We start from the raw sequence: 23,312 nt of genomic DNA, 5'->3' as shown, positions 1-23,312 counted from the left end.
CGGCCACACGAACTCCGGATTGCCGGGTCGAGCGGCGGGTGGCCCCATTGCCCGCTCCCGCAGGAGGGGTCGTGCCGGGGCGCTCCCCGCAGGGTGTCGAACGCAACCACCCCAAACGAAACACGGCGCCCCGGTGTTCGGCACCCGAGGAGACGCCCCGGCGCGGCACCGACCCCCATGCGCGGGAAAAGGACCCCGCCTTAGAACTAGTGCGCGTGCTCCGCCGGATGGTGCGGCTCGTACCCCGGAATCGTGCCGTCGGGCTTGGCGACCAGAAAGAGCCCCGCCATCCCCATGTCCGAATGGCTCTGAACATGGCAGTGATACATCCACGCGCCCGCACCCACATGCTCACCCGCGATGATCTGGAACCCGAACGAGTCCGCAGGCCCTGTGATCTTGTTGTCGACGACACGACTCGGGTCGTCGGGCCCGGTGAGCAGCCCCGTCCTGTTGTCCGCCCACCGGTGACCGTGCATATGGAACGTGTGGTAGAACTCGCCGTGCGTGATCATGACAATTTCGACCCGGTCCCCCACCGTGGCCTCGAAGTCGGGACTCTGGTGACCCGGCTTGTTGTTGATCGTCATGTCGTTGAAGACGATGGTGAAGGTCTTGTCCGGCAGGATGTCACCCTTGCGCCGTACGATCACGCCGCCGTAGAGCCCCTTGCGGATGCCGCCCGTGCCGTGGTCCGTGCCAACCACGTGATCGTGGTAGTGCCAGTAACCCGCGCTGCCGGCCCGCCAGGTGCCGTCCTTGCGCCGCCCCGGGACGTGCGTACGCCAGGTGTACGTCCGGGTCCCACCGGGCTCGACATGGCTCTTGCTGAGCTTCGTGCCGTCACTCGCGATGTCGTAGTCGACACCGTGCACATGCAGACTCGCGGGCACGTCAAGCGTGTTCTCGAACTCGATGTGCACGGTGTCGCCTTCGACGATCTCGATCAGCGGCCCGGGCACCGACGCCTTGCCCTTCTCGAAGCCGTAGCCCAACTGCCCGTCGGGCAGCTTCTCGGCGTACATCTTCAGCCGGTGGATCTGGCCGCCGGCCGGTGCGGTCTTCGGCGGGCCCTCCGCCGCAGCCGCGGAGGGTGCGGAATCCACGAGCGACAACGATGTCACGCCGGTCGCAGCGACCGCCCCGCCCGCCAGCAGCCGTCGGTTGAAGCTTCGTCTGTCCATGGCCTGACTCCCCACCAACGTCCGGAGATTGACGGGCACACCGTAGCGGGACGAGCCCAGTTCATCCACACCAAGGACAAAGTTCGCGCTATTCCGGTCATACCTCTTGGCGCGTCACGAAAAGAGGTCTAGCTTCGTCGCCGTTCCTGTGACCACTGAGGGATGGGTGAACACATGCATCGCGCACCACATCACCGGTCAAGACCCCGACGCGCACTGACAGCGGCCCTGACGGCCGGAGTTGTCGCATCCGGCCTGCTCGGCGGCACGGCCGCCTCCGCCAAACCGTATCCGGAACCCCCGCCAACTGACGCGACAACGTTGTCGCTTCCCGCACTGCCGACTCCCCCCGGCGGCGCGAATGTCCGCGTGCTGGTCTTCCACGGATCGGCCGGCGCCGGGGAGCCACCGACCGTCAACGCCGGTATCGAGGCCATCGAGAAGATCGGCCAGTCCGGCCCGGCCGCGCAGCGCTTCCGCGTGGAGGCCACGGACGACGCGAGCGTCTTCACCACCGCCAAGCTCGGCAAGTTCAACGCCGTCGTCTTCCTGACCGGTGGCGGCGATGTCCTGGACCCGGATCAGGAGGCAGGCCTGGAGGCCTACATGGAAGCCGGCGGCGGCTTCCTCGGCATCCACGACGCGGCGCGCACCGAGCCGTACTCCGACTGGTTCGGCGGCCTGATCGGCGCGCGGCCCGCCGCGGGCGGACCCACGAACGTACAGCGCGCGACCGTGGAGGTCGGCGACCGGCAGCACCCGGCCGCCAAGAACCTGCCGCTCCAGTGGAAGCGCCCCGACAAGTGGCTGAACTGGACGAAGAACCCGTCCGGCGACGTCCACACGGTGGCGCGCGTCCGTGAGGCGACGTACAAGCCGGGCACGAGCGCCAACGGCTGGGACCACCCGGTCTCCTGGTGCCGGGACTACGACGGCGGCCGGTCCTTCTACACCGGCATGGGCGGTACGGCCGAGTCCTTCCAGGAGACGGACTTCCGCGACCACCTCCGGGGTGCTCTCCAGTGGACGACGCGCATCGCCCGCGCCGACTGCAAGGCGAGCGTCAACGCCAACTACAAGGCCGAGCGCCTCACCGCGCCCAACCAGCCGGGCCACTCGGACCAGATCGGCGAACCGCACGGCCTGGTGACCGCCAAGGACGGCCGGGTCATCTACATCGGCCGGGGCGGCGGCGACAGCAACGCGCCGGTCGTCACCGACTGGAACAACCCCGACATCGGCAAGGGTCAGGGCCAGGTCCACGTCTACGACCCGAAGACCAAGAAGGTGACCCTCGCCGGCTCCCTCACCGTCTTCGGCAACAAGGGCGGCGGCGACGAACTGGTCAAGAACGAGGAAGGCCTGCTCGGCGTCGAGACGGACCCCGGCTTCCTCACCAACGGCTGGGTGTACCTGCACTACACACCCCACTCGCAGATCAACCGCGACACGCGCATGGCCGAGCGCCGCGTCTCCCGCTTCACCCTCGATCTCGCCACCAACACACTGGACCTCACCTCGGAGAAGGTCCTGCTCAAGTGGCCGGTCCAGATCCACAGTTGCTGCCACGCGGGCGGTGGTCTGGCCTGGGACTCCAAGCAGAACCTCTACATCGCGACGGGCGACAACAACTCCTCCCGCTTCAGCGACGGTTACTCGGGCAACAACCCGGAGCCGAATTTCAAGGGCGTGTCCTTCGCCGACGCCCGCCGTACCGCCGGCAACACCAACAACCTCAACGGCAAGATCCTGCGGATCCACCCCGAGGACGACGGTACGTACACACTCCCCGATGGCAATCTCTTCACCGGCAAGGAGCCGGACGAGGGCGGCGGCAAGACGCGCGGCGAGATCTACGTGATGGGCGTGCGCAATCCGGCGCGCATCGCGGTCGATCCGAAGACCGACATCCTGTACGCCGGCTGGGTCGGCCCCGACGCGGGGGCACCCAGCACCACCTGGGGCCCGGCGAAGTACGACACCTTCGCCGCGATCACGAAGCCGGGCAACCACGGCTGGCCGTACTGCATGGGCAACAACCAGCCGTACCGCGACCGCAATCTGCCGGACCCGACGAAGCCGCTCGGCTGGTACGACTGCGCCAAGCCGAAGAACGAGTCCCCGAACAACGACGGTCTCGTCAACCTTCCGCCCGTCATGCCCAACACCATCTGGTACTCGCCCCAGGGCGGCGGCGTCGACTACCCGCGCGACGCCAACGGCGTGCCGAGCTACAAGCAGGAGGAACAGAAGATCCTCCTGCCGTGGCTCAAGGGCGGCGGCCAGGCAACCATGAACGGCCCGGTCTACCGCTACGACGCGACGACCGACAGCAAGGACAAGTGGCCCTCCTACTGGGACGGCAAGTGGTTCGTGGGCGACTTCTACGACGGCGACCAGCCACGCCACGCCGTGCTGACCGACCCGAAGACCGTCGGCAACGGCGGGCTGCCCACACACGCCGAGTCACTGAAGAAGATCATCCCGGTGGGCGCGGACGGTATCCGCAACCTCATGGACTGGAAGTTCGCGCCGGACGGCTCGCTCTATGTCCTCGACTACGGGCGCGGGTTCTTCACTTCGGACGCCAAGTCGGCGCTGTGGCGCGTGACGTACAAGGGCGGCGAGCCGACACCGGCCGCCGAGGACCTGGCCAGGAAGGCGGAGTAGGCAGTGAAGCTGAAACGAAGAGCACGTCACCTGTGGACGGCGCTCGCGGCCGCCCTGCTGATGGTCCTCGGACTGACCTCGACGGCGGCGTACGGGCGTGAAGACGACGCCAGAACCAGGACCGCCGCCGCCCAGACCCTCACCTGGACGGCCGGCGACCCGATCGACCGCTATCTCACCTTCCCCAGAACGGCGGTGGCGGGCGAGACGACGATCGTCTTCGAGAACAGCGCGGCTACCGGCAACACGACCGGGATGCCGCACACGCTGACGTTCGACGTGTCGGACCCCGAGTACAACAACGACGTACAGCTGAACATCCTCGCCAACCCGAGCGACGCCCAGGGCGGCAAGCACACCGCCACCGTCACCCTCACGCCCGGCCGGTACTTCTACCACTGCACCATCCCCGGCCACGGCTCGATGCAGGGCATCCTCACCGTCACCGAGGGAGGCGGCGACGACACCACCGCGCCGGAGACCTCGGCGACCGTCAGCGGTGAGAAGAACGCCGACGGCGCATACATCGGGCACGCCTCGGTGGCCGTCGCGGCGACCGACGCGGGCTCGGGCGTGGACAAGAGCGAGTACGCCGTCGGAGCGGCCGGCGCCTGGCAGCCGTACACGGCGCCCGTCATGGTCCACGAGGTCGGTACGCACAAGATCCGCTACCGGGCCACCGACAAGGCGGGCAACACCGCCGCCGAGAAGGCCGTCGACTTCACGGTCGTCGCACCGCCAACAGACGACAAGACCCCGCCGGAGACCTCGGCGACCGTAAGCGGCGAGAAGAACCCGGAAGGCCAGTACCTGGGCATGGCGACGGTCACGGTGACCGCTTCCGACACCGGCTCGGGCGTCAACACGATCGAGTACGCGCTCGGGGCGGCCGGCGCCTGGACGGCGTACAACGGCCCGGTCATGGTCCACGAGAGCGGCACGCACAAGGTCCGCTACCGGGCCACCGACAAGGCGGGCAATGCGGCCGCCGAGAAGTCGGTCGACTTCACGGTCGTCGCACCGCCGGCCGAGGACAAGACCCCGCCGGAGACCACGGCGACGGTGACCGGCGACAAGAACGCCGACGGCGCGTACATCACCAGCGCGAAGGTGACGCTCGCCGCGACGGACGCGGGCGGCTCGGGCGTCGACAAGGTCGAGTACTCGCTCGACGGCGGCCCGTACCTGGCGTACATCACACCAGTGATCGTCGACCGCGTCGGCCGGCACACCGTCGATCACCGCGCCACCGACAAGGCGGGCAACACGTCCGTCGCGAAGCAGGTGGCGTTCACGATCGCGGAGGGCGGCGGCGTACCCGCGCCGAACTGCCCCGAGCACGACGAGCGGCTGACCGTCATCGTCGGCACGGTCGACACGGGCGTCCCGAACCGCATCACCCGCAACCGCTGCACGATAAACGAGCTGATCGAGGACGAGAGGGAGTGGACCTCCCAGGCCCTGTTCCTCAAGCACGTCGACACTGTCATCGACAAGCTGCTGTACGACGGTGTCATCGACGAGCGCGAGCACCGCAAGATCTATCGCGCCGCCAAGCAGTCCGGCATCGGCAAGCCGGGACAGACGGCCGGCTACCGCGATCTCTTCGACGGTACGCAGTCCTCCTTCGCCAAGTGGCAGCAGGTGGGCGGCGGTTCGTTCGGCCTCAACGCGGACGGCTCGATGACGAGCAGCACCACGACGCCCGGCATGGGCATGCTGTGGTTCCCGGAGCGCAAGTACGAGGACTTCTCCCTCAAGTTGCGCTGGCGTGACGACGCACCGGGCACGGGCAACGCCAACGCCGGTGTCTTCGTCCGCTTCCCGCAGGTCCACGACCACCCGGAGGAGCCGCGCCCGGAGTGGGTCGCCATCAAGTACGGGCACGAGGTGCAGATCCTGGACCGCCCGGACGGCGACATGTACAAGACGGGCTCGGTCTACGGCTTCGACCGCGTGGGTCCGGGCAGCGCGGGTGTCACGCCCAAGGGCACCTGGAACGACTACGAGATCCGGGTGGAGGGCCAGCACTACTCGGTCTTCCGCAACGGTGTCCTGATCAATGAATTCGACAACAACGGCGGGCAGGACTTCTACCCGCCGCGCGCCGACGACCCGGGCTCTGACGGTCGGCGCTACGCCTCCGGCTACGTCGGCCTCCAGGTCCACGGGACCACCGACGTGATCTCGTACCGCGACATCCGCATCAAGCAGCTGTAACCGAGTGCTACGCCCCGGCGGGCGCGGCCGCGTGCGCAGGCGCGCGGTCGCGCCCGCCGGGGTGCCGGTGCCGGTACACCCAGAAGACCGTGGAGGAGACCAGCGCCCAGGCGCCCAGCACCAGGAAGGGGAAGAGGTGCTGGTGGCCCTGGAAGTACACGGCCGTGTGCTGCGCATTGACCGACGCGCCCGGCGGCAGCCACTGACCGATGTGGCCGAGTACGGACGGCAGCAGCGGCCAGGACACCGCCCCGCCCGACGACGGGTTTCCCAGGAGCACCATCAGCCCCCAGGTGGGGAGCATCGCCCACCGCCCCATCAGGGTGTTGAACATCGTGAAGACCATCCCGGACGTGAACATCGTCAGCGCCAGAATCAGCCACGACTCGACGAACGGCAGGTCGAGCGCCCCGAGCAGCCAGTCCACGACGGCGGCGATCGCGAACGCGCCGAGGAGTGAGTAGGCGACGGTGAAGCCGACGCGCTCGGCGGGGTTCAGCGCGCGGGCATGAACGCTCAGCTGAATCGCCCCGACGAAGCCGATGATGACGGCGGCGAGCGAGATGTAGAAGAGGGCGAGTCCGCGCGGATCGCCCTCCTGCAGTGGCTTGATGTCCCTGATCGCGACCGGTACACCGGTCTGTTTACCGACCTTCGCGCCCGTCTCGGCGAGCACCTGCGCGACCGAAGCGCCCGACGCCCCCGCCACATCGAGCTCGACGCCAGGGCCCGTCCTCCGCAGGATCGCGAACTCCTCCTGCTCGTCGACGGCGTAGCGCGCCTCGGCGTCCGAGTCGTAACGGGTCAGGACGAGCGAGGCGTTGAGCGCCCTCTCCATGCCGGTGACGAAGGCCCGGCCGTCCGGTGCGGACATGTCGCCGACCACCGCGGTGGGAATCCGGTGCGGGGTGGGGTTGGCCATGGTGTACGTGTACGACCCGGCGAACAGGCCGGCGGCGGCTGCCAGGATGAACAGCAGCACGAGGGCGGGCAGGAAGGGCGAGTCCTTGAAGGCCGCCCACTCTTCGGCGCGGGTCGGCGCTCTGCCGTGCGAGGTGCCGCGCGGCACGCCCTCTCCGTCCCCCGCGCTCATACAGCCTTCACGTGCCCTCGTGCTTCGCCCTGCTCGGCGCCACCCGCTTCGGCTCCCCCGGCATCTTCGGGTAGTCCGGCGGGTACGGCATGTCGCCGAGCCCGTGGTCGTGTTCGTGGCGCTCGGCCAGCTCCAGCAGGCCTTCCAGTCCGAACGCGTGATCGTCCATGTCCGCGTGTACGTCGCCGAGTTCGGCGAACCGGGTCGGCATGGTGGCGATGTCGAACTCGCGGGGATCGGTCTGGTCGAGCTCGTCCCAGGTCAGCGGCGCGGAAACGGGTGCGTGCGGGCGCGGCCGTACGGAGTAGGCGCAGGCGATGGTGCGGTCGCGGGCGGTCTGGTTGTAGTCGACGAAGATCTTCTCGCCGCGCTCCTCCTTCCACCAGGCGGTGGTGACCCGCCCCGGCATGCGCCGCTCCAGCTCGCGGCCGACGGCGATCGCGGCTCGGCGTACCTCCGTGAACGTCCAGCGGGGCTCGATCGGCACGTACACATGCAAGCCGCGGCCGCCGGAGGTCTTGGGCCAGCCACGCAGCCCTTGTTCGTCGAGGAGCGCGTGGAGCTCGTGGGCGGTCCTGACCGCGTCCCCGAAGTCCGTGCCGGGCTGCGGGTCGAGGTCGATGCGCAGCTCGTCGGGGTGTTCGGGGCGGTCGCGGCGTACCGGCCAGGGGTGGAAGGTGAGGCAGCCCAGGTTCGCGGCCCAGAGCACGGCGGCGGTCTCGGTGGGGCACATCTCGTCAGCGGTGCGGCCGCTGGGGAACGCGATCCGGGCGGTGGGGATCCAGTCCGGCAGGTTCTTGGGGACGCGCTTCTGGAAGAAGGACTCGCCGCCAATGCCTTCGGGGAAGCGTTCGAGGGTGGTCGGCCGGTCGCGCAGGGCGCGCGTGATCCCGTCCCCCACGGCCAGGTAGTACTGAGCCACGTCCCACTTGGTGTAGCCGGGCTCGGGAAAGTAAATCTTGTCCGGACTGGACAGCCGTACGGTCCGCTCTCCGGTATGCAGCTCCACCGCTTCACCCATGCCCGCCACGCTAAGCGGGACGGGCTTTTGCCGCACTTTTGCCGCACTCCTTCCGCATCCAGCACGAAATCGAGCGATCCGCCGCAAACAGTCGCAGAATCAGTCCATGGACCTGCCGGTGATGCCGCCCGTGAAACCGATGCTGGCCAAGGCCGTGGCCACCATTCCGCCGGGACCCGGCATGCAGTACGAGGCCAAGTGGGACGGGTTCCGCGCGATCGTCCACCGGGACGGCGACGAGATGGAGATCGGCAGCAGGACGGGCAAGTCGCTGGTCCGCTACTTCCCCGAGCTGGTCGAGTCGCTGCGCGCCGCGCTGCCGCCGCGCTGCGTCGTGGACGGCGAGATCGTGATCGTCCACGACGGCCGGCTCGACTTCGACCGGCTGAGCGAGCGCATCCATCCGGCGGACTCCCGGGTGCGGACGCTCGCCGAGCGTACGCCCGCGAGCTTCATCGCCTTCGATCTGCTGGCCCTGGACGACGAGGGCCTGCTCGACGCCCCGTTCGTGTACCGGCGCAGCGCCCTGGCCGGGGCGCTGGAGGGCGCTCCGCCGCCGGTCTACCTGGCGCCCGCGACGAACGACATCGAGGTGGCGAAGGAGTGGTTCCAGCATTTCGAGGGCGCGGGGCTCGACGGTGTGCTGGCCAAGCCGGAGTCCATGCCGTACCGCCCCGACACCCGTCTGATGTACAAGATCAAACATGAGCGGACGGCGGACTGCGTCGTCGCCGGTTACCGCTTCCACAAGACCGGCGCCGTCGTCGGCTCCCTCCTCCTCGGCCTCTACGACGACGCGGGCACGCTCCAGCACGTCGGGGTGTGCGCGGCGTTCCCGATGCGCCGCCGCCAGGAGCTGATCGACGAACTGGGTCCGCTGCGGATGGAGTCGCCCCAGGCCGAGGGCCACCCGTGGGCGGCCTGGTCGGACGTCACCGCGCACGAGGGTTCCCGGATGCCCGGCGCCCCGAGCCGCTGGTCGGGGAAGAAGGACCTGTCGTGGGTGGCGCTGCGGCCCGAGGCGGTGTGCGAGGTCGCGTACGACCACATGGAGGGCGACCGCTTCCGGCACACGGCCAGGTTCCGCCGGTGGCGTGAGGACCGTACGCCGGAGAGCTGTACGTACGCCCAGTTGGAGGAGCCGGTGAGCTACGACCTGGCCGACGTACTCAGGGCGCGGTGATCTTCTCCCACTCTCTGCGGCCGGGGCCCACGGTGTTCGGTACGTAGTCGGGGTGCGCCAGCAGCCAGGCCGCGACCCGGGCTCTGACTTCCGGGGCGCCGTACGCCTCGGCCGGGGGCGCCGCGAGATGCCGGACCCTGGCGCGCGCCCGCATCACTTCCGGGTCTTCCTGGGCGCACTCGAAGAGCGCCGCCATCTGGCGGGCGGGTCCTGCCGTGAACTCGCGTCCGGCGAAGCGCTCGCCGATCGCGCGGTCGGTCGTGACCTGGAAGTCGAACCAGGGCTTGAGGGTGCGCTGCGCCCAGGCGTAGTGCTCGGCGATGAAGTCCGGCGAGCCCTGTTCCCTGCTCCCGTGGTCCGTCTCCCGGGCGACCCGGCGGGCCGCCCACAGTGCGAGCGACATGCCTTGGCCGATGGTGGGGTTGGTGTGGGTGACGGCGTCGCCGACGCCGATCAGGCCCGTGGCTATGGGCCCCTGTTCGTCGACGAGGACGCTCCAGCGGTTGTCGAGACCGGCGGTCGCGAGCACCGGGGAGAGCGGCCGCGCCCCCAGCTCCAGCCATGCCGCCCCCGGCGGGAAGGTGCGGGCCGCCGCCTCGAAGACGGCCGGGTCGCGCAGTGCGCCGCGCGTCGGGTCCTCGGTGTGGACGAACAGCGTGACGGCGAACACCCCGTTGTCGGCGGGGAAGACGGCGCACCCGGCGAACGTTCCGCCGGACACCGTCCAGGGCCGGGTGGGGCCGTCCGCGCGCCCGTCCGGCAGCCGGTACCAGCGGCAGAAGTACGCGATGCCGGTACGGTGGCGCTCCACCACCGGGGGCCGGCAGCCCGCGCCGGTCAGCCACTCCCCCGAGGCGCACCGGCGGCCGCCCGCGTCGATCACCAGCTCGGCTTCGTACGCCCCGCGTTCGGTCTGTACGCCGCGGACGCGCGGCGGGGCGCAGGACGGGTCGACGAGCAGGCCGGTGACGGGCTCGCCGTAGCGCAGGACGGCTCGCGGCTCGGCGCGCAGGGCGTCGGTGAGCGCCGTCTCGACGACGATGCGGCGCGCCTGGACCATCACCAGGTCCTCGTCGCCGGGCCGGGCGGGGGGCCGTTGCTCGAACCAGTCGAGCTCGTGCCGTTCGCGGGCGCCGAGCCGCATGATCGCGTCGTAGACGTCGGGCGCTTCGGCGCGGAGCACGGAGCGGGCGGCGCCCAGCATGAGGTGGGGCTGGGCGGCCTGCGGTACGCCGGGGCGCCGCCAGCCGAAGAAGTCCTCGTCGAGGGTGGACCCGCTGCCGCGGGGGGCTCGGGCGTCGCGTTCGAAGACGGCCACCCGGTGGCCGCGTCTGGCCGCGAAGAGCGCGGTTGCCAGACCGCCGATGCCGCCGCCGATCACCGCGAAGTCCGCCATGCCGTCCCCCTCAGCCCGGATTACCCGTCGCTGAAGCCTGCCCAGTACGGGGCGGCCCGACCCTGGAGCCCTGGCGGGGCCTTTCCCCCACGCGCCCCTTCCCGAACCCGGGGCTCCGCCCCAGACCCCGCTCCTCAAACGCCGGAGGGGCTGGATTCGGCCGCACCGCCCCTACGGTGTACGGACGTCACCGCATGCGCGCCGCCCATGCCGGTGTGAGGGTGCAAGGGTGACCACCACCCGCGAGTCCAGCCCGGCCAAGGCCCCGGTACCCGCGCCGGCGGCCGCCTCCGCCCCACCTGTGCTCGACCGCCGGCAGCGCAACATCGTCTTCGCGACGATCATGCTCGGCATGCTGCTGGCCGCCCTGGACCAGACGATCGTCGGCACCGCACTGCCGACGATCGTCGCGGAACTCGGCGGCGCCGAGCACATGTCGTGGGTGGTCACCGCCTACCTGCTGGCCGAGACCGTGGCCACCGTCCTCGTCGGCAAGTTCGGTGACCTCTTCGGCCGCAAGCTCGTCTTCCAGGTCTCGGCAATCGTCTTCATCACCGGCTCGTTCCTGTGCGGCCTCTCCGGCAACATGACCCTCCTGATCGCCTGGCGCGCACTCCAGGGCATCGGCGCCGGCGGCCTGATGGTCACCTCGATGGCCCTGATCGCCGACGTCATCCCGCTGCGCGAGCGCGGGAAATACCAGGGCGCGATTGGCGCCGTCTTCGGCGTCGCCACCGTCATCGGCCCGCTGCTCGGCGGCCTCTTCACGGACCACCTGACCTGGCGCTGGGCGTTCTACATCAACGTACCGATCGCGATCGTCGTGGTCATCGCCGCCGCCCGCAACATCCCGTCCGTACGCTCGGCGACCCGCCCCGTCATCGACTACCTCGGCATCGCGCTCGTCGCGCTCGGCGCGAGCGCGCTGATCCTGGCGACGAGCTGGGGCGGCAACGAGTACGCCTGGAGTTCGGGCGTCATCATCGGTCTCTTCGCGGGCGGCCTGATCGCGCTCGCCCTGTTCTGTTACGCCGAGACGCGCGCCGCCGAGCCCATGCTGCCGATGCGGCTGTTCTCGAACCCCGTGTTCACCGTCTGCTCGATCCTCAGCTTCGTCGTCGGCTTCGCGATGCTCGGCGCGATGATCTTCCTGCCGACGTATCTGCAGTACGTCGACGGGGACTCGGCCACCGTCTCGGGCGTCCGTACGCTCCCCATGATCGTCGGTCTCCTCATCGCGTCCGTCTTCAGCGGCAACGTCGTCAGCAAGACAGGCACGTACCGGATCTTCCCCATCATCGGCTCGCTCGTCATGGGCATCGGCCTGTTCCTGCTGTCCCTGATGGGCACGGGCACCAGCGCCTGGCTGGAGTCGCTCTACATGTTCGTCCTCGGCCTCGGCATCGGCCTGTGCATGCAGGTCCTGACGATCGCCGTGCAGAACACCGTGGAGTACGCGGACCTCGGCACGGCCACCTCCGGTGTCACCTTCTTCCGTACGCTCGGCATGTCCTTCGGCACCGCCGTCTTCGGCACCATCTATGCCAATTCGCTCCGCCCCAACCTCACCGCCGGCGTCGCCGAGGCCGCCCGCGCCGGCGGGGCGGATCCCGCGGCCCTCACGCGGGCCGCGCAGAGCCCGGAGGGTCTGCACGCGCTGCCGCCCGCGCAGGCCGGGCCGATCGTCCAGGCGTACGCCGACTCGCTGCACACGGTGTTCCTGTGGACGGTCCCGGTGGCGATCGTGGGCTTCGTCGTGTCGCTGTTCCTCAAGCAGGTCAAGCTGCGCGACGCCGCACGCGCCGGCTCGACCGACATGGGTGAGGGGTTCGCGTCGCCCATGTCGGGTGACTCGGCCAAGCTGCTGGAGCTGGCCGTCGCGCAGATCCTCCGCACCAAGGGACCCGACACGGCGCGGTGGATCGTCAGCGGCTCCGACACCCGTCTCGACATCGCGGGCGCCTGGGCGGTCATGCAGGTCGCGCTGCTGACCCGCATCGTCGGACACGCCAGCCTCGGGCTCATCGCCGCCCGCCGCAACGTCCCGCCGGAGGTCCTGCTGCCGGTCTTCGACCGGATGGTGGACGAGGGCTACCTCACCCGCGACGGCAACCTGCTCTCGCACACCCCGGCGGGCGAGCGCGAGGCCGAGGTGATCGGTGCCGCGTGGTCGCGCTGGATCGGCGACCAGCTGGAGATGGACGGCGGGCGGCCGGGCAACGAGGAGCTGATGGCCGCCGTCGACGCGATCGCCAAGCGGCTGCTCGCCGAGGACCTCGCGCAGGGCAAGAGCCTGCCGGCCGGCCGCCGCTGAGCGCCGCGTTGGCCGGCCGTCGCGGGATTACGCCGACGAACCGACCTCGGCGTCCGCCGGTTCACGGGGTGACGGAACGGCCGGCGCTTCCCGCTTCTCCGCCGGGGCCGCCCGCGCCGTCCGTACCAGCCGGGTCGCCGCCAGCCAGAAGGTGGTCGGCAGGAACACCAGGTCGCCGACGATCGTGATGGCGGAGAACATCGGCAGGGCCATCAGCACACCGACGCCGATGTGCGTGGCCAGCATGATGACGAGGATGCAGTACTTGAGCCGCCGGTTGAACACCAGCGCCGGGAACAGCATCTGCGAAAAGACGGTGACGTACGCCATGAGGGCCGCGAACGTGCCGTGACTCACGATCCAGGCCGAGAGCTCGGGGAAAGTGGAGAAGTCGTCGTACATCATCGAGTAGTAGAGAGCCGTGCCGTTGCGCCACGACTCGCCCTGGATTTTGTACATGGCCGCGGAACCGTAGATCACCATGACCTGGAGCGCGATCATCGCCATGCCGCCGTTGTGCAGGACGGTGACCAGGCGCCGGCGAAGCTCTTCCGTCTCCGCGCCCCAGAAGACGAACTTCGACGCGGACGATGTCCCCTGCTGCGCCTTGCGGGCGCGGCGGCGCGCGTCGAGTGACCAGTAGCGGCCCGACGCGACGAAGACCAGGTAGTTGGCGAAGAGCAGGCTCAGCAGCGCCCAGCCGCTGTTGGCCATGGATCCGCGGATGTAGAAGGCCACGACGAGGAACCAGAAGAGCACGGCCGTGGCGCGGGTGCGCCAGCCGAGCATCAATAGCGCGCTGACCACGACGGCGAGTCCGTACCAGGCCCAGAAGACGAGGGCGCTGTCGGTGACGAGGAGCGAGTACCACCAGGAGAACGCGCCGTCCCAGCCCCTGGACTTCAGGGTCTGGTCGAAGAGGTCTGCGGTGAACGGCGAACCCGGCCCCCACAGGTGGTCGGCGCGTACCGATTCGCGGAGCAGGTGGATCAGGTACAGGCCGCCCAGGCCGATGCGGATCGCGGCCGCGCTGTACGGGGCGAGCGGCTGGAGGGTCAGCTTCCGGGCCGTGCCCCTGACTTGGCGGCCGAGGCCCGCGGCAGAGTCCAGGCCCTGGGCGAGTGCTGCGCGTACGGTCATGAGCGGACCTTCCAGTACCCGAGGTTCTGATACTGCGGACGTGGGACGGCTGCGGAGCCCTTGGTGCCGGGCGCCGGTATGCGGGTGCTCTTCAGGCGCAGTTGTACGGCCTGTCCGGGCTTCTCCCCCATGGCGTCGAGCCGCACCAGAATGACGTTGAGCAGGTAGCGCGCCGAGCGGGCGGTGGCCTGGGGGGCGTTTTGGCGCGCCGCGCTGGTCCGGTACTGGGACATGGCCCGGCGCAGTACGAGCTGGTCCTCGATGCTGGGGAGCAGCTCACCCCGGTACGCCGCGTTGTCGTGCGCGGTGAGGTCGATCCACCGGCCGAACTTCCCGTCGACGTTCGCGCGCACTTCGAGGTGCTGATTGAACTTCGATGGCTCCGGGGCGAAGATGCTCCAGTCCTGCGGGAAAAGCGGCCGCATCCACCCATTGACCTGTTTCGCGTAGGTCTTGGAGAGCGGGAAGTCCGTGGCGACGTAGAGCAGCAGCATGCTGGAGTGAATCAGGGCAACGAACGCAACAAAAGCCGCGAACCACCGCACGATTCCGCGCCGCGAGGCCCCAAGAGGCGTGCCTCTGGGGGCGAGTGGGTCGGGCGGCGGTATGACGGACTCGGCCACGCTGGTTCTCCTCATGATGCCCACTAATCACAACGGCGCCCAGGGTATCCATCCGCGCATCCGTCCACTGCGTCAGATCGCTTTGGCGGGCCATTCCAGCAGCCGTGCGCCGATCACCGCCGTCTGGAGGGTGTAGCGGTGCATCGGGTCGGCCGGGTCGGAACCGGTGAGCTGGTGGATGCGCTGGAGGCGGTAAGTCAGTGCCCTTACGCTCAGGCTGAGGCGGCGGGCCGCTTCAGCCGAGACGCAGCCGGCGTCGAAGTACACGCTGAGGGTCTCCAGCAGCGGCTCGGCGCCGCCGCGCGCCCGGCGGAGCGGGCCGAGCGCGCTGAGCACCAGGTCCGCCATCGCCTGCCGGTCCCGGGTGAGGACGGGGAAAACCAGCAGGTCGGCGGCGCGCAGCACGGGGCTGTCGAGCGCCATGCGGTCGGCCAGTTCGAGGGCGCTGAGGGCCTCTTCGTACGAATGGACCACGCCGCCCGCGCCGGGATGCGCGCGGCCGATCGCCACGCGGCCGCCCTCCGTGGCGGCGTGGGCCTGCTTGGCGAAGTGGGTGAGCACATCGGCCTGGTCGCCGGGCACGATGCAGATCAGCCGGCCGTCCTTGGTGGCGATGAGGATGCGCCGGTCGCCGAAGCGGCCGATCAGTTCGCGGTCCACCCGGCGGGTGACATGGTCGGTGTCCTCGTACGCCTCGGCGCCTTCGGCCACCGCGACGGCGTGGGCCTGGGAGAGCCGCAGGCCGAAGCGCTCGGCGCGGGCGGCGAGGCGGCCCAGGTCGCTGCGCCCGTGAAGGAGGTCGTCGATGAACTCGCGGCGGGCCGCCTCTTCCTGGCGTACGGCCAGCCGCTGGGCCCGCTCGTACCCCTCGGCAAAGGCGTCGACGGCCTGTTCCACCGCTGCCAGGACCCGGTCCGGCGCCGCGGAGGCGCCGGGCCAGGCGGCGCGGGTGGCGGCCAGGTGCCGGCCGACGAGGGCGCGCAGGCCGTGCCCGGCCTCGGCCGCCTGTTCCCCGAGGGCGCGGCGCGAGTCCAGCTCGTCCCTGGTGAGGCGGCGGCCGGTCGCGGAGACCTCCGCCAGGATCTGGGCATAGCCGTCCAGATACTCCTCGGATATTTCGGGCTCTGTCACGCGCTTCCCCGGATTCTTGATGCTTCCCGAAGCCCTTCGGCATTAAGAGAGCATAAAGATTGCCGGAAACCGGAAATACGCCGGGAGTTGTCTCCCTGGAACGATGAGCGGGCCCGGAGCTGCCGTACAGGGGTCGTCAGCTCCGGGCGGGGTCAGACACGACGGCGTACACGCTCGCCGCGGCAGCCGTGCCCGGCCGGGCAGGCCGTACGCCGCCGCCGTCAGCCCGTCAGCCCGTCGACGGATCGTCGGCGCGGGGCGCGGGCGTACGGCCGAGGAGTTCGGCCAGGCCCCGGCGGGTGGCCGCGAGGACGACGCGGTCGTCGGAGCGAAGAACGTAGCCCGGGTGCAGGTCCCACACCAGGCGCGGCGGACCGCCGGCGCGCCTGCCGCCGCCGTCCTCGTCGGCTGCTCGGGCCGCGCTCAGGTCGTCGCGGCGGTCGCCGGGGGTCCCGGTGTCCAGGGCGAGGAGGCGCCACGCGCCGGAGCTGAAGGCCTCGGCGACGGTACGGCCTTCGAGCTGCGGCAGGCCGGCCACCGCGACAGCGGCGAAGAGCAACACCGTACGTTCGACGGGAATGGCGCCCAGGATCTGACGTCCCATCATCGCCCCGGCGAAGGCGGGCGCGGCGAGGTGGGAGACGCTGCGGCTGCGGGTCAGGGCGCGGGGGTGGGCGGCGCGCAGGGTGCGGTAGACGGCGGTGGCGAAGTCGTCGTCGTACAGGCGCAGCGCCACGCGCAGGTCGGACTTGACGGAGCGTCCGTACAGGGCGGCTTCGAGGTTGGTCGTGTCGGCGCTGGTGAGGGCGAGCATGGCGTGCGCGCGGTGGATTTTGGCGGCTTCGAGTACGCCCTCTTGCGTGACGTCGCCGATCACGGTCGGTACGCGCAGGCGGCGGGCGAGCGCGATACCGCGCGCCTCCGGGTCCTCCTCCACGCACACCACTGGGATGTCGAGTTCGCGCAGCCTGGCCAGCACGCGCGTGCCGACCTTGCCGAGACCGAGCAGGACGACATGGCCGGAGAGGCCGCGCGGCGGGCGGCGCAGTCCGGAGGCGCTGCGCAGGGCGCCGAGGGCCTGGAGTACGGCGGCGACGAGCACGGGGAGCAGCAGCATCCCGGCTAGTCCGGCGAGGAGTTGGAGGATCTGGCGGTCGAGGGGTGCGCCTACGGCGGGGTCGTTGATGGCGAAGAGGTCGAGCAGGGTGACGTAAGCGGCGTGGAGGGGGTGGTCGCCGGTGGTGAGCCAGGATGCGACGGCGAGGCCCAGTACGGCGGTCGCGATGCCGGCGATCGCCCACCGCAGGCGGCGGGAGAAGAGTTCGGCGAGCGGGAGACCGCGGCCTGCGAGCCGGCCCGGCGGCGGGTTCGCACCCGTGTAGGAGATCGCTTCGAGCACGATCGTGCCCCGGCCCGTGGCTTCCGCGACGCTGCGGTCGTCGGGCAGCAGACGCGGCGCTTCCTCGCCGCTGTGGTCTGAACCCTCGGCGCCGGCCGGGTTGTTGGTGGTGGAGGAGAGCAGCGCGAGGGTGCAGAGCCCGGGGTCCGCGACCTCGCCGCGAGCGGGCGGGTTGCGTTCGACGGCGCGCAGGAGCAGTCCGTCGGCCTGCACGACCTTGCTGGTGCCCGCGACCGCGGTGGCGGCCAGGGCGGGGGCCGCGGTGTCGGCGTCCGAGAGCACGGTGGTCGCGGCGTCGAGGGCGGCGGCGTCGATTCCGGGCGAAGCGAGGGCGGCGGCCTGGTCGAGGAGTTCTTCCAGGTGCTGGCCGAGCTTGCGGTTGTAGAGGCGAATGACCAGGCGCAGACGGGGGTTGAGCCGGCGGGCGGTCAGCGCGGCACGGATGTTGGTCTCGTCGTCGTCGTGGACGAGTGCGAGCGCGGCGGCCCGCTCCACGCCGGCCTCGGCCAGTACGAGGTCGTCGAGCTCCCACGCTTCGACGACGCGTACGGCGTCAGCGGGCCGGTCGTCCCGGTCGGCCGCGCCCGTGACTCCCGGAGGCGTGGCGCCGGTCCGGCCCATGACGGCCGACACCCGCCCGAAGAGGGCGGACGCCCGGCCCGGAACGCGGACCGCGAGGGGTGCGGGCGCATGGCGCGACTCGCGGGCGGGCGGCACGACGAGCGTCACCCGCTCCCCGTACACCTCGCGCAGCTCGGCGGCGAGCCGGTGGGCGAGTGCGTCGTCGCCACTGACGATCATGTGGTGGTCGCGGGGTCCGTGTTGACCCTGGTGGGGAAGTGAGGTCACGCCCCCAGAGTGCCTTGCGGTCTGCGGCCGGTTCGTGGGCCCCTGGGTTTGAGGCGGCGGTGCGAACGCCCGGGTCTCGCAACAGACCAGCCGCGCCCCGGAGAAGACGCCCCGTCAGGCCCCCTTCCCCTCCGCATGTCGCACGGTTCGTGGCGGGCCGTGGCACTTGCGCGCGTACGACGCCACCGCGGCCGACGGCTGCTGCGGCAGCGAGGTCGACGTCGGAGCGATCGGGCAGTCCCCGACGGCCGCCGTCGTGACGGGGCGCAGGGGCCGATCAGTGGTGTGTTGACGGGGTCCCCGCGTCGGCGCCGGGCAGCTGAACGGCCTGCGACCGGACCCGGCCCAGCGGACACGACTTGCCGACATCCGCGACAACCTGATCGCCCGCATCGCCGAGGCCGAACGTGAAGGCCGGCCCGGCGCAGGTTGGATGCGCTCATGTGTTCGGTCAGGCGGCCCCTGCCTAGGCCTTACGGACGAGCAGTTGAATCTCCTGGAACTGCCGTCGGTCGGTGGGCTGAGGCTCGCGAACCATCCGGGCTACCTCGGCCAACCCGTACTTGCGCAGCATCGCGGCGAGGTGATCAGGCGACCACCGATAGGCCAGGGCGACCGTGTGATCGAAGGCCTGCGTCAGGTGAGACGGATCATCGCTTGCCGAAAAGCCGACCAGAACGTGGCCGCCAGGCGCCAGCACGCGGTGGAACTCCCCCAAGATGACGGGGAGGTCCTGCGGCGGAGTGTGGATGATGGACCAACGTGAGAGTACGCCGCCCAGCACGCCGTCAGCGATGTTCAACGCGGCCATCGAGCCCACGTCGAACCGCAGGCCTGGATAGGCCTGTCGAGCCAACTTGATCATCGCAGGAGAGGCGTCAACACCAAACGCCGCCAGCCCCAGCTCGTCCAGATAAGCAGTGATATGGCCAGGCCCACACCCCAGGTCCGCGACCTGACCGTCCCCACTCGCACTTACGACCTCGGCGAAGGCACCCAAGATCGCGCGGTCCAGGGGACTGTCGCGCAGCGTGTCGCGGAACAACTGCGCATAGGTCGGGGCGGCAGCGTCGTAAGCCTCGCGGGTGGAACTGAGGGCATCGTGTTCGACCATGCTCGCGACAGTAGTTCCTGGCCCCGAGGCGAGCAGCGCATCGGAACCAGCTGCCTCTGCCGACGGCCGTCCTGGCGCTTCATTCTCCTGCGGCGGCCACTGCGTCAGTCGGGCCGCTCGGAGCGTTCGGTCTCCGGGCCCCTGCCGCGCTCGGTGCGAGGGCCGCTGCTCTGGTAGTGCGGGTCGGCCTGTAGGTTCTCGTTGGCCTGCTCGTTGGCGTGCTTGTCGGGTACGCCGCTGTCCTCGGCCTCCTTCCGCAGCCGGGCCCGCTTCGTGTCGTACTTCTTGCTGCCTGGCTCGGGCACAGTGCTCACCTCTCCCGTAGGTCCCGCTGCCCCTCGCGTACCCCACGCGCCCCGGCCGTAACGGCCCCGTCGCGGCTCGCGCGGGATCAGCCTGTGTCCCGCAGCTCGTCCTGGAGCTCCTCCGCGATGTGCCGGTCGAGTGCGACCCGTACGAGCGCCGCCGCCAGCGAGGCCACCTCACCTTCGTCGACGAGGCCGGCCAGCTTGGCCGGGTCCGTCGGCAGCCCGAGCCGTTCCGCCCCCTGGAGGGCCTTGACGTCCAGGTACGGCGCGACCTCGGCCCATACGGCCTGTGCCTCGCGCAGGAAGATGTCCGTACCGGCGGGGCCCAGTCCCGGGACCTCGCGCAGCAGGCTCCGCAGCGCCTGCGTATCGCCGTCGGCGGCATCGCGCATGCGGCGCAGGTCGCCGCCGTACTTGTCGAGGACCAGCCGCGCCGCGTCACCGAGCTGCGTGGCGGTCCGTTCGTCGTAGCGGCGGTAACCGCCCTCGCCGAGGGCGTCGACCCGCTGCTGCCAGGTGGCGCTTTCCATGCGGCGCGCGTCGCGCATTCCCGCGTCGTGCAGCGCGCGGGCGGCGGCCACGGCGATGGATGCCTGGATCCGTGCGCTCAGCAGGTGGGACAGGACGAGAAGGCGGTAGAGCGGCTGCGGGGTGTCACGCAGCCGGATACCGGCCTCGGCGGCGTACGTACGCCCGTGCGCGTCCAGGAGTGCCCGCACCGTGCGCTCGTCCTGGCCGCCCTTCGAGCGGGCGCCGGAGCGGGAGCCGGAACGGGTCCGGGTGCCGGCGGTCATGCCGGCTTCAGGGGGTCGTGCCCCAGCAGCATCAGCCGGTGCCGCCAGACGCCGTCCCCCGATATCGGCTCCAGGTCGGTGCGCCGCTGTGCGCTGACGGTTTCCACCACCTGCCGCATGACCGCGACGTCGTCTGCCGTCAGATCCGTGCGCCGCTTGCCCAGGATCGTGAGCACCTGCCGCCCGGTCTCGGTCCCGGCCCGCTCAGGCAGCGGCTCGGTGTTCTCGCCGGCGCCACTGGTGCGCAGCCAGGTGCTCAGTTCCTGCGACGTCATGTTCACCACGCGGTGGAAATCGTCCCAGAGCGCTTCGAGTTCCAGGTCGGTGATGCCTTCCACGATGTGCCTCCCGGTGGTTCTGGGGTCCCGTCCGCAGTACCCCTGCGACGTGGCACGAAACTCCCCCAGGTCGGGAGAAAAGGGGCGATCGGCCGCAGCAGCCCGGCTAGCGCGTGAAGACGGCGTCCAGGTAGACCCAAGCGCCCTCGTGCTGCGCGAAACGGCTCTGCTCGTGGAGTTCGCCGGGCTCGCCCTGGTGCGTGTAGTGGGCGCGGAAGGTGACCGTTCCCGTGGTGTGGAAGGCACTGCCGTCGGTGGTGGCCAGGATGTCCAGGCTCTGCCAGCGCATGTCCGGGTCGAAGTCGAGGGTCTGCGGCCTCGTGTCGGGGTGCCAGGAGCGCAGCAGGTACGCCGCGTCCTGGGCCGCGAACGCGCTGTAGCGGGAGCGCATGAGGAGCTCGGCGGTGGGCGCGGCGGCCGCCCCGGAGTGGAAGCGCCCGCAGCAGTCGCCGTAGGCGGCGGGGAGCCCGCAGGGGCAGGGCGATGCGGCGGAGAGCGGCGCGTGGGGCGCGGAGGGCGCGGCAACGGACCGGCTCTGGGGGCGGCGGCTCGTACCGCGTGAACTGCGTCGGGACATGTCCCCATTGTGCCTGCGGCCGGTGGGGCTCTTTCGCGCCAATGTGCGGCCGACGCGGGGATGTGCACGCACGTGCCTTCCGGGTCGTGGGGGCCGGCCGTAGTCTCCTGGGCCTGACGCGACAGTTACCGCCGGTAAGGCGATAAGGGGGACGGGCATGGGCAGTTCCAGACGCACGTTCGTGGCAGGGGCAGCGGCTGCGGCGGCAGCAACGGCGGGCGGGGCGATGGCGCTCGGAGCGGCGCCCGCGACGGCCGCACCGACGGCGCCCTCTGCGGCGGCCGGCCTCCGGCGTACCGCCCAGGAGTCGGTCGCCGTGCTCGGCGGCGGCGTCGCGGGCCTCACCGCCGCGCACGAGCTCGCCGAGCGCGGTTTCGCGGTCACGGTGTACGAGAGACGGGCGCTCGGCGGCAAGGCCCGCAGCATGGACGTACCGAACAGCGCGAAGGGCGGACGCAGGCCGCTGCCCGCCGAGCACGGCTTCCGGTTCATCCCCGGCATCTACCACAACCTGCCGGACACGATGCGCCGCATCCCCTTCCCCGGCAACGCCAACGGCGTCCACGACAACCTCGTCGCACCGCGGGAAATGATGTTCGCGCGCACGGGCCGTGAAGACCTCCGGATGCCGATTCCCTGGCCCGGCCACCAGCCGGCCGACCTCACCCTCGACGACATCCGCCGCGCGCTCAGCGCGCTCCTCGAAACGGCCGCCAACCTCCCCGCGCACGAGAGCGCGTACTTCGTGAACCGCGCGCTCGTCTTCCTGACCAGCTGCGACGAACGGCGCGACAACACCTGGGAGCGCACGCCCTGGTGGGACTTCGTACGGGCCGAGCGCATGTCCAAGGACTACCAGCGCATCCTCGCCATCGGCGTCACCCGCAACATCGTCGCGACGAAGGCCGAGGAAGCCAGCACCCGTACGGTCGGAACACTCGGCGAGGCCTTCGTACTCAACGCGCTCGGCCGGGGCGCCGACGGCCCGCCGGACCGCATCCTCAACGCCCCGACCAACGAGGCGTGGATCGACCCCTGGGTGGACCATCTGCGGGGCCTGGGCGTCGACTTCCGGGTCGGCTGGACCGTACGGGAGATGAGGTACGCCGACGGGAAGATCTCGGCGGCGATGATCGAGGACCCGGGCGGCGTACGCCGGACCGTGACCGCCGGCCACTACGTCTGCGCCCTGCCGGTGGAGCACGCCCGCCCCACCTGGAACGCGGCAATGCGCGCCGCCGACCCGCAACTGGCCCGCTGCGACAGGCTCAGGACGGACTGGATGACGGGCATCCAGTTCTATCTGACGGAACGTACGCCGATCCTGCACGGCCACCTCAACTGCATCGACTCACCCTGGTCCCTGACCGCCATCGCCCAGGCCCAGCACTGGCCGGACCGCGACTTCCCCGCCGACTACGGCGACGGCACGGCGGCCGACTGCCTGTCGGTCGACATCTCCGAGTGGGACAAGCCCGGGATTCTGTACGGGAAGACGGCGAAGCAGTGCACCCGCGAGGAGGTCGCGCGCGAGGTGTGGGCGCAGCTCAAGGCCGCGCTCAACGACACGGGCAAGACGGTGCTGCGTGACAGCACACTGCACTCGTGGTTCCTGGACCCGGGCGTGGACGGCATCGGCACGCCGAACCCGACGAACGACGACGAGCTGCTGATCCATCCCGTCGGTACGTTCCACAACCGCCCGGCGGCCGCGACGAAGATCCCCAACTTCTTCCTGGCGGGCGACTACGTCTCCGTGGACATCGACCTGGCGACGATGGAGGGCGCGAACGCGTCGGCCCGCGCGGCGGTCAACGCCCTGCTGGACCGGGTCGGTTCGACGGCGCCGCGGTGCACGGTGACGCCGCTGTTCCGGCCACCGGCGGTCGAGTCCCTGAAGCGTCACGACCGGACGCGCTACCGGTTGGGGCTGCGGAACGCGCTCGATCTGGGGTGAC

Annotated in this window: 18 protein-coding genes; 5 read left to right on the top strand and 13 right to left on the bottom strand. The window is 70.5% G+C overall.

Features of this window, described 5'->3' with window-relative positions; genetic code table 11:
* Window positions 1-206 precede the first annotated feature (206 nt).
* On the bottom strand, window positions 207-1,184 hold the full coding sequence (locus J7E89_RS37135; protein WP_214980500.1) for a multicopper oxidase domain-containing protein: 978 nt from the start codon (window positions 1,182-1,184) through the stop codon (window positions 207-209).
* 174 nt (window positions 1,185-1,358) lie between these two features.
* Between J7E89_RS37135 and J7E89_RS37130 the strand changes: the two genes are divergently transcribed.
* Window positions 1,359-3,854 carry a ThuA domain-containing protein gene (locus J7E89_RS37130; protein WP_214980496.1) on the top strand — a complete coding sequence of 832 codons (2,496 nt, stop codon included), beginning with the start codon at window positions 1,359-1,361 and terminating at the stop codon, window positions 3,852-3,854.
* Window positions 3,855-3,914: 60 nt separating this feature from the next.
* On the top strand, window positions 3,915-6,074 hold the full coding sequence (locus J7E89_RS37125) for an OmpL47-type beta-barrel domain-containing protein (RefSeq protein WP_214980562.1): 2,160 nt from the start codon (window positions 3,915-3,917) through the stop codon (window positions 6,072-6,074).
* A 7-nt stretch (window positions 6,075-6,081) separates the two neighbouring features.
* Here the strand turns inward: J7E89_RS37125 and J7E89_RS37120 are convergent, their stop codons facing one another.
* Together J7E89_RS37120 and ligD are read right to left on the bottom strand one after the other, a co-directional pair.
* A complete protein-coding gene (locus J7E89_RS37120; protein ID WP_214980495.1) occupies window positions 6,082-7,167 on the bottom strand; it encodes an ABC transporter permease in 1,086 nt (361 codons plus the stop codon).
* Window positions 7,168-7,174: 7 nt separating this feature from the next.
* Entirely contained in the window at window positions 7,175-8,188 is a 1,014-nt protein-coding gene (gene ligD / locus J7E89_RS37115; RefSeq protein WP_214980493.1) for a non-homologous end-joining DNA ligase, read from the bottom strand.
* A 106-nt stretch (window positions 8,189-8,294) separates the two neighbouring features.
* Here ligD and J7E89_RS37110 point away from each other — a divergent pair, with 106 nt between their 5' ends.
* Window positions 8,295-9,371, top strand: coding sequence for an ATP-dependent DNA ligase (locus J7E89_RS37110; protein WP_214980491.1), 1,077 nt, complete (start codon window positions 8,295-8,297; stop codon window positions 9,369-9,371).
* On the opposite strand, the gene J7E89_RS37105 is transcribed toward J7E89_RS37110, so the two are convergent.
* The gene (locus J7E89_RS37105; RefSeq protein WP_214980489.1) at window positions 9,358-10,767 is read right to left on the bottom strand and encodes an NAD(P)/FAD-dependent oxidoreductase; all 1,410 of its coding nucleotides are present in this window, start codon (window positions 10,765-10,767) and stop codon (window positions 9,358-9,360) included. The genes J7E89_RS37110 and J7E89_RS37105 overlap by 14 nt on opposite strands.
* 343 nt (window positions 10,768-11,110) lie before the next feature.
* Here J7E89_RS37105 and J7E89_RS37100 point away from each other — a divergent pair, with 343 nt between their 5' ends.
* Complete coding sequence (locus J7E89_RS37100) at window positions 11,111-13,081, top strand: MDR family MFS transporter (protein WP_251061605.1); 1,971 nt, start codon at window positions 11,111-11,113, stop codon at window positions 13,079-13,081.
* Between the two features lie 27 nt (window positions 13,082-13,108).
* Here J7E89_RS37100 and J7E89_RS37095 read toward each other — a convergent pair whose 3' ends face one another.
* The 9 genes from J7E89_RS37095 to J7E89_RS37055 all read right to left on the bottom strand — a co-directional run bounded on the left by J7E89_RS37095 (window position 13,109) and on the right by J7E89_RS37055 (window position 21,354).
* Complete coding sequence (locus J7E89_RS37095; protein WP_214980484.1) at window positions 13,109-14,221, bottom strand: HTTM domain-containing protein; 1,113 nt, start codon at window positions 14,219-14,221, stop codon at window positions 13,109-13,111.
* The gene (locus J7E89_RS37090; RefSeq protein WP_214980483.1) at window positions 14,218-14,844 is read right to left on the bottom strand and encodes a DUF5819 family protein; all 627 of its coding nucleotides are present in this window, start codon (window positions 14,842-14,844) and stop codon (window positions 14,218-14,220) included. The genes J7E89_RS37095 and J7E89_RS37090 overlap by 4 nt, the downstream gene beginning before the upstream one ends.
* Window positions 14,845-14,916: 72 nt before the next feature.
* Window positions 14,917-15,975 carry a helix-turn-helix domain-containing protein gene (locus tag J7E89_RS37085; RefSeq protein ID WP_214980482.1) on the bottom strand — a complete coding sequence of 353 codons (1,059 nt, stop codon included), beginning with the start codon at window positions 15,973-15,975 and terminating at the stop codon, window positions 14,917-14,919.
* 229 nt (window positions 15,976-16,204) lie between these two features.
* The gene (locus J7E89_RS37080) at window positions 16,205-18,175 is read right to left on the bottom strand and encodes an NAD-binding protein (protein ID WP_214980560.1); all 1,971 of its coding nucleotides are present in this window, start codon (window positions 18,173-18,175) and stop codon (window positions 16,205-16,207) included.
* A gap of 514 nt (window positions 18,176-18,689) precedes the next feature.
* Window positions 18,690-19,337 carry a class I SAM-dependent methyltransferase gene (locus tag J7E89_RS37075; RefSeq protein ID WP_214980481.1) on the bottom strand — a complete coding sequence of 216 codons (648 nt, stop codon included), beginning with the start codon at window positions 19,335-19,337 and terminating at the stop codon, window positions 18,690-18,692.
* A 104-nt stretch (window positions 19,338-19,441) separates the two neighbouring features.
* On the bottom strand, window positions 19,442-19,642 hold the full coding sequence (locus tag J7E89_RS37070) for a hypothetical protein (RefSeq protein ID WP_214980480.1): 201 nt from the start codon (window positions 19,640-19,642) through the stop codon (window positions 19,442-19,444).
* An 86-nt stretch (window positions 19,643-19,728) separates the two neighbouring features.
* On the bottom strand, window positions 19,729-20,439 hold the full coding sequence (locus tag J7E89_RS37065; RefSeq protein ID WP_251061596.1) for an endonuclease: 711 nt from the start codon (window positions 20,437-20,439) through the stop codon (window positions 19,729-19,731).
* Complete coding sequence (locus J7E89_RS37060) at window positions 20,436-20,714, bottom strand: DUF3140 domain-containing protein (protein WP_251061602.1); 279 nt, start codon at window positions 20,712-20,714, stop codon at window positions 20,436-20,438. The genes J7E89_RS37065 and J7E89_RS37060 overlap by 4 nt, the downstream gene beginning before the upstream one ends.
* A gap of 169 nt (window positions 20,715-20,883) precedes the next feature.
* Entirely contained in the window at window positions 20,884-21,354 is a 471-nt protein-coding gene (locus J7E89_RS37055) for a YchJ family protein (RefSeq protein WP_214980479.1), read from the bottom strand.
* A gap of 157 nt (window positions 21,355-21,511) precedes the next feature.
* Between J7E89_RS37055 and J7E89_RS37050 the strand changes: the two genes are divergently transcribed.
* Window positions 21,512-23,311 carry an FAD-dependent oxidoreductase gene (locus J7E89_RS37050; RefSeq protein WP_214980478.1) on the top strand — a complete coding sequence of 600 codons (1,800 nt, stop codon included), beginning with the start codon at window positions 21,512-21,514 and terminating at the stop codon, window positions 23,309-23,311.
* The last annotated feature ends 1 nt before the right edge of the window (window position 23,312 follow it).

Source organism: Streptomyces sp. ISL-100, assembly GCF_018614615.1.
Lineage (GTDB): Bacteria > Actinomycetota > Actinomycetes > Streptomycetales > Streptomycetaceae > Streptomyces.
This window is presented reverse-complemented; position numbering and strand designations above follow the sequence as displayed.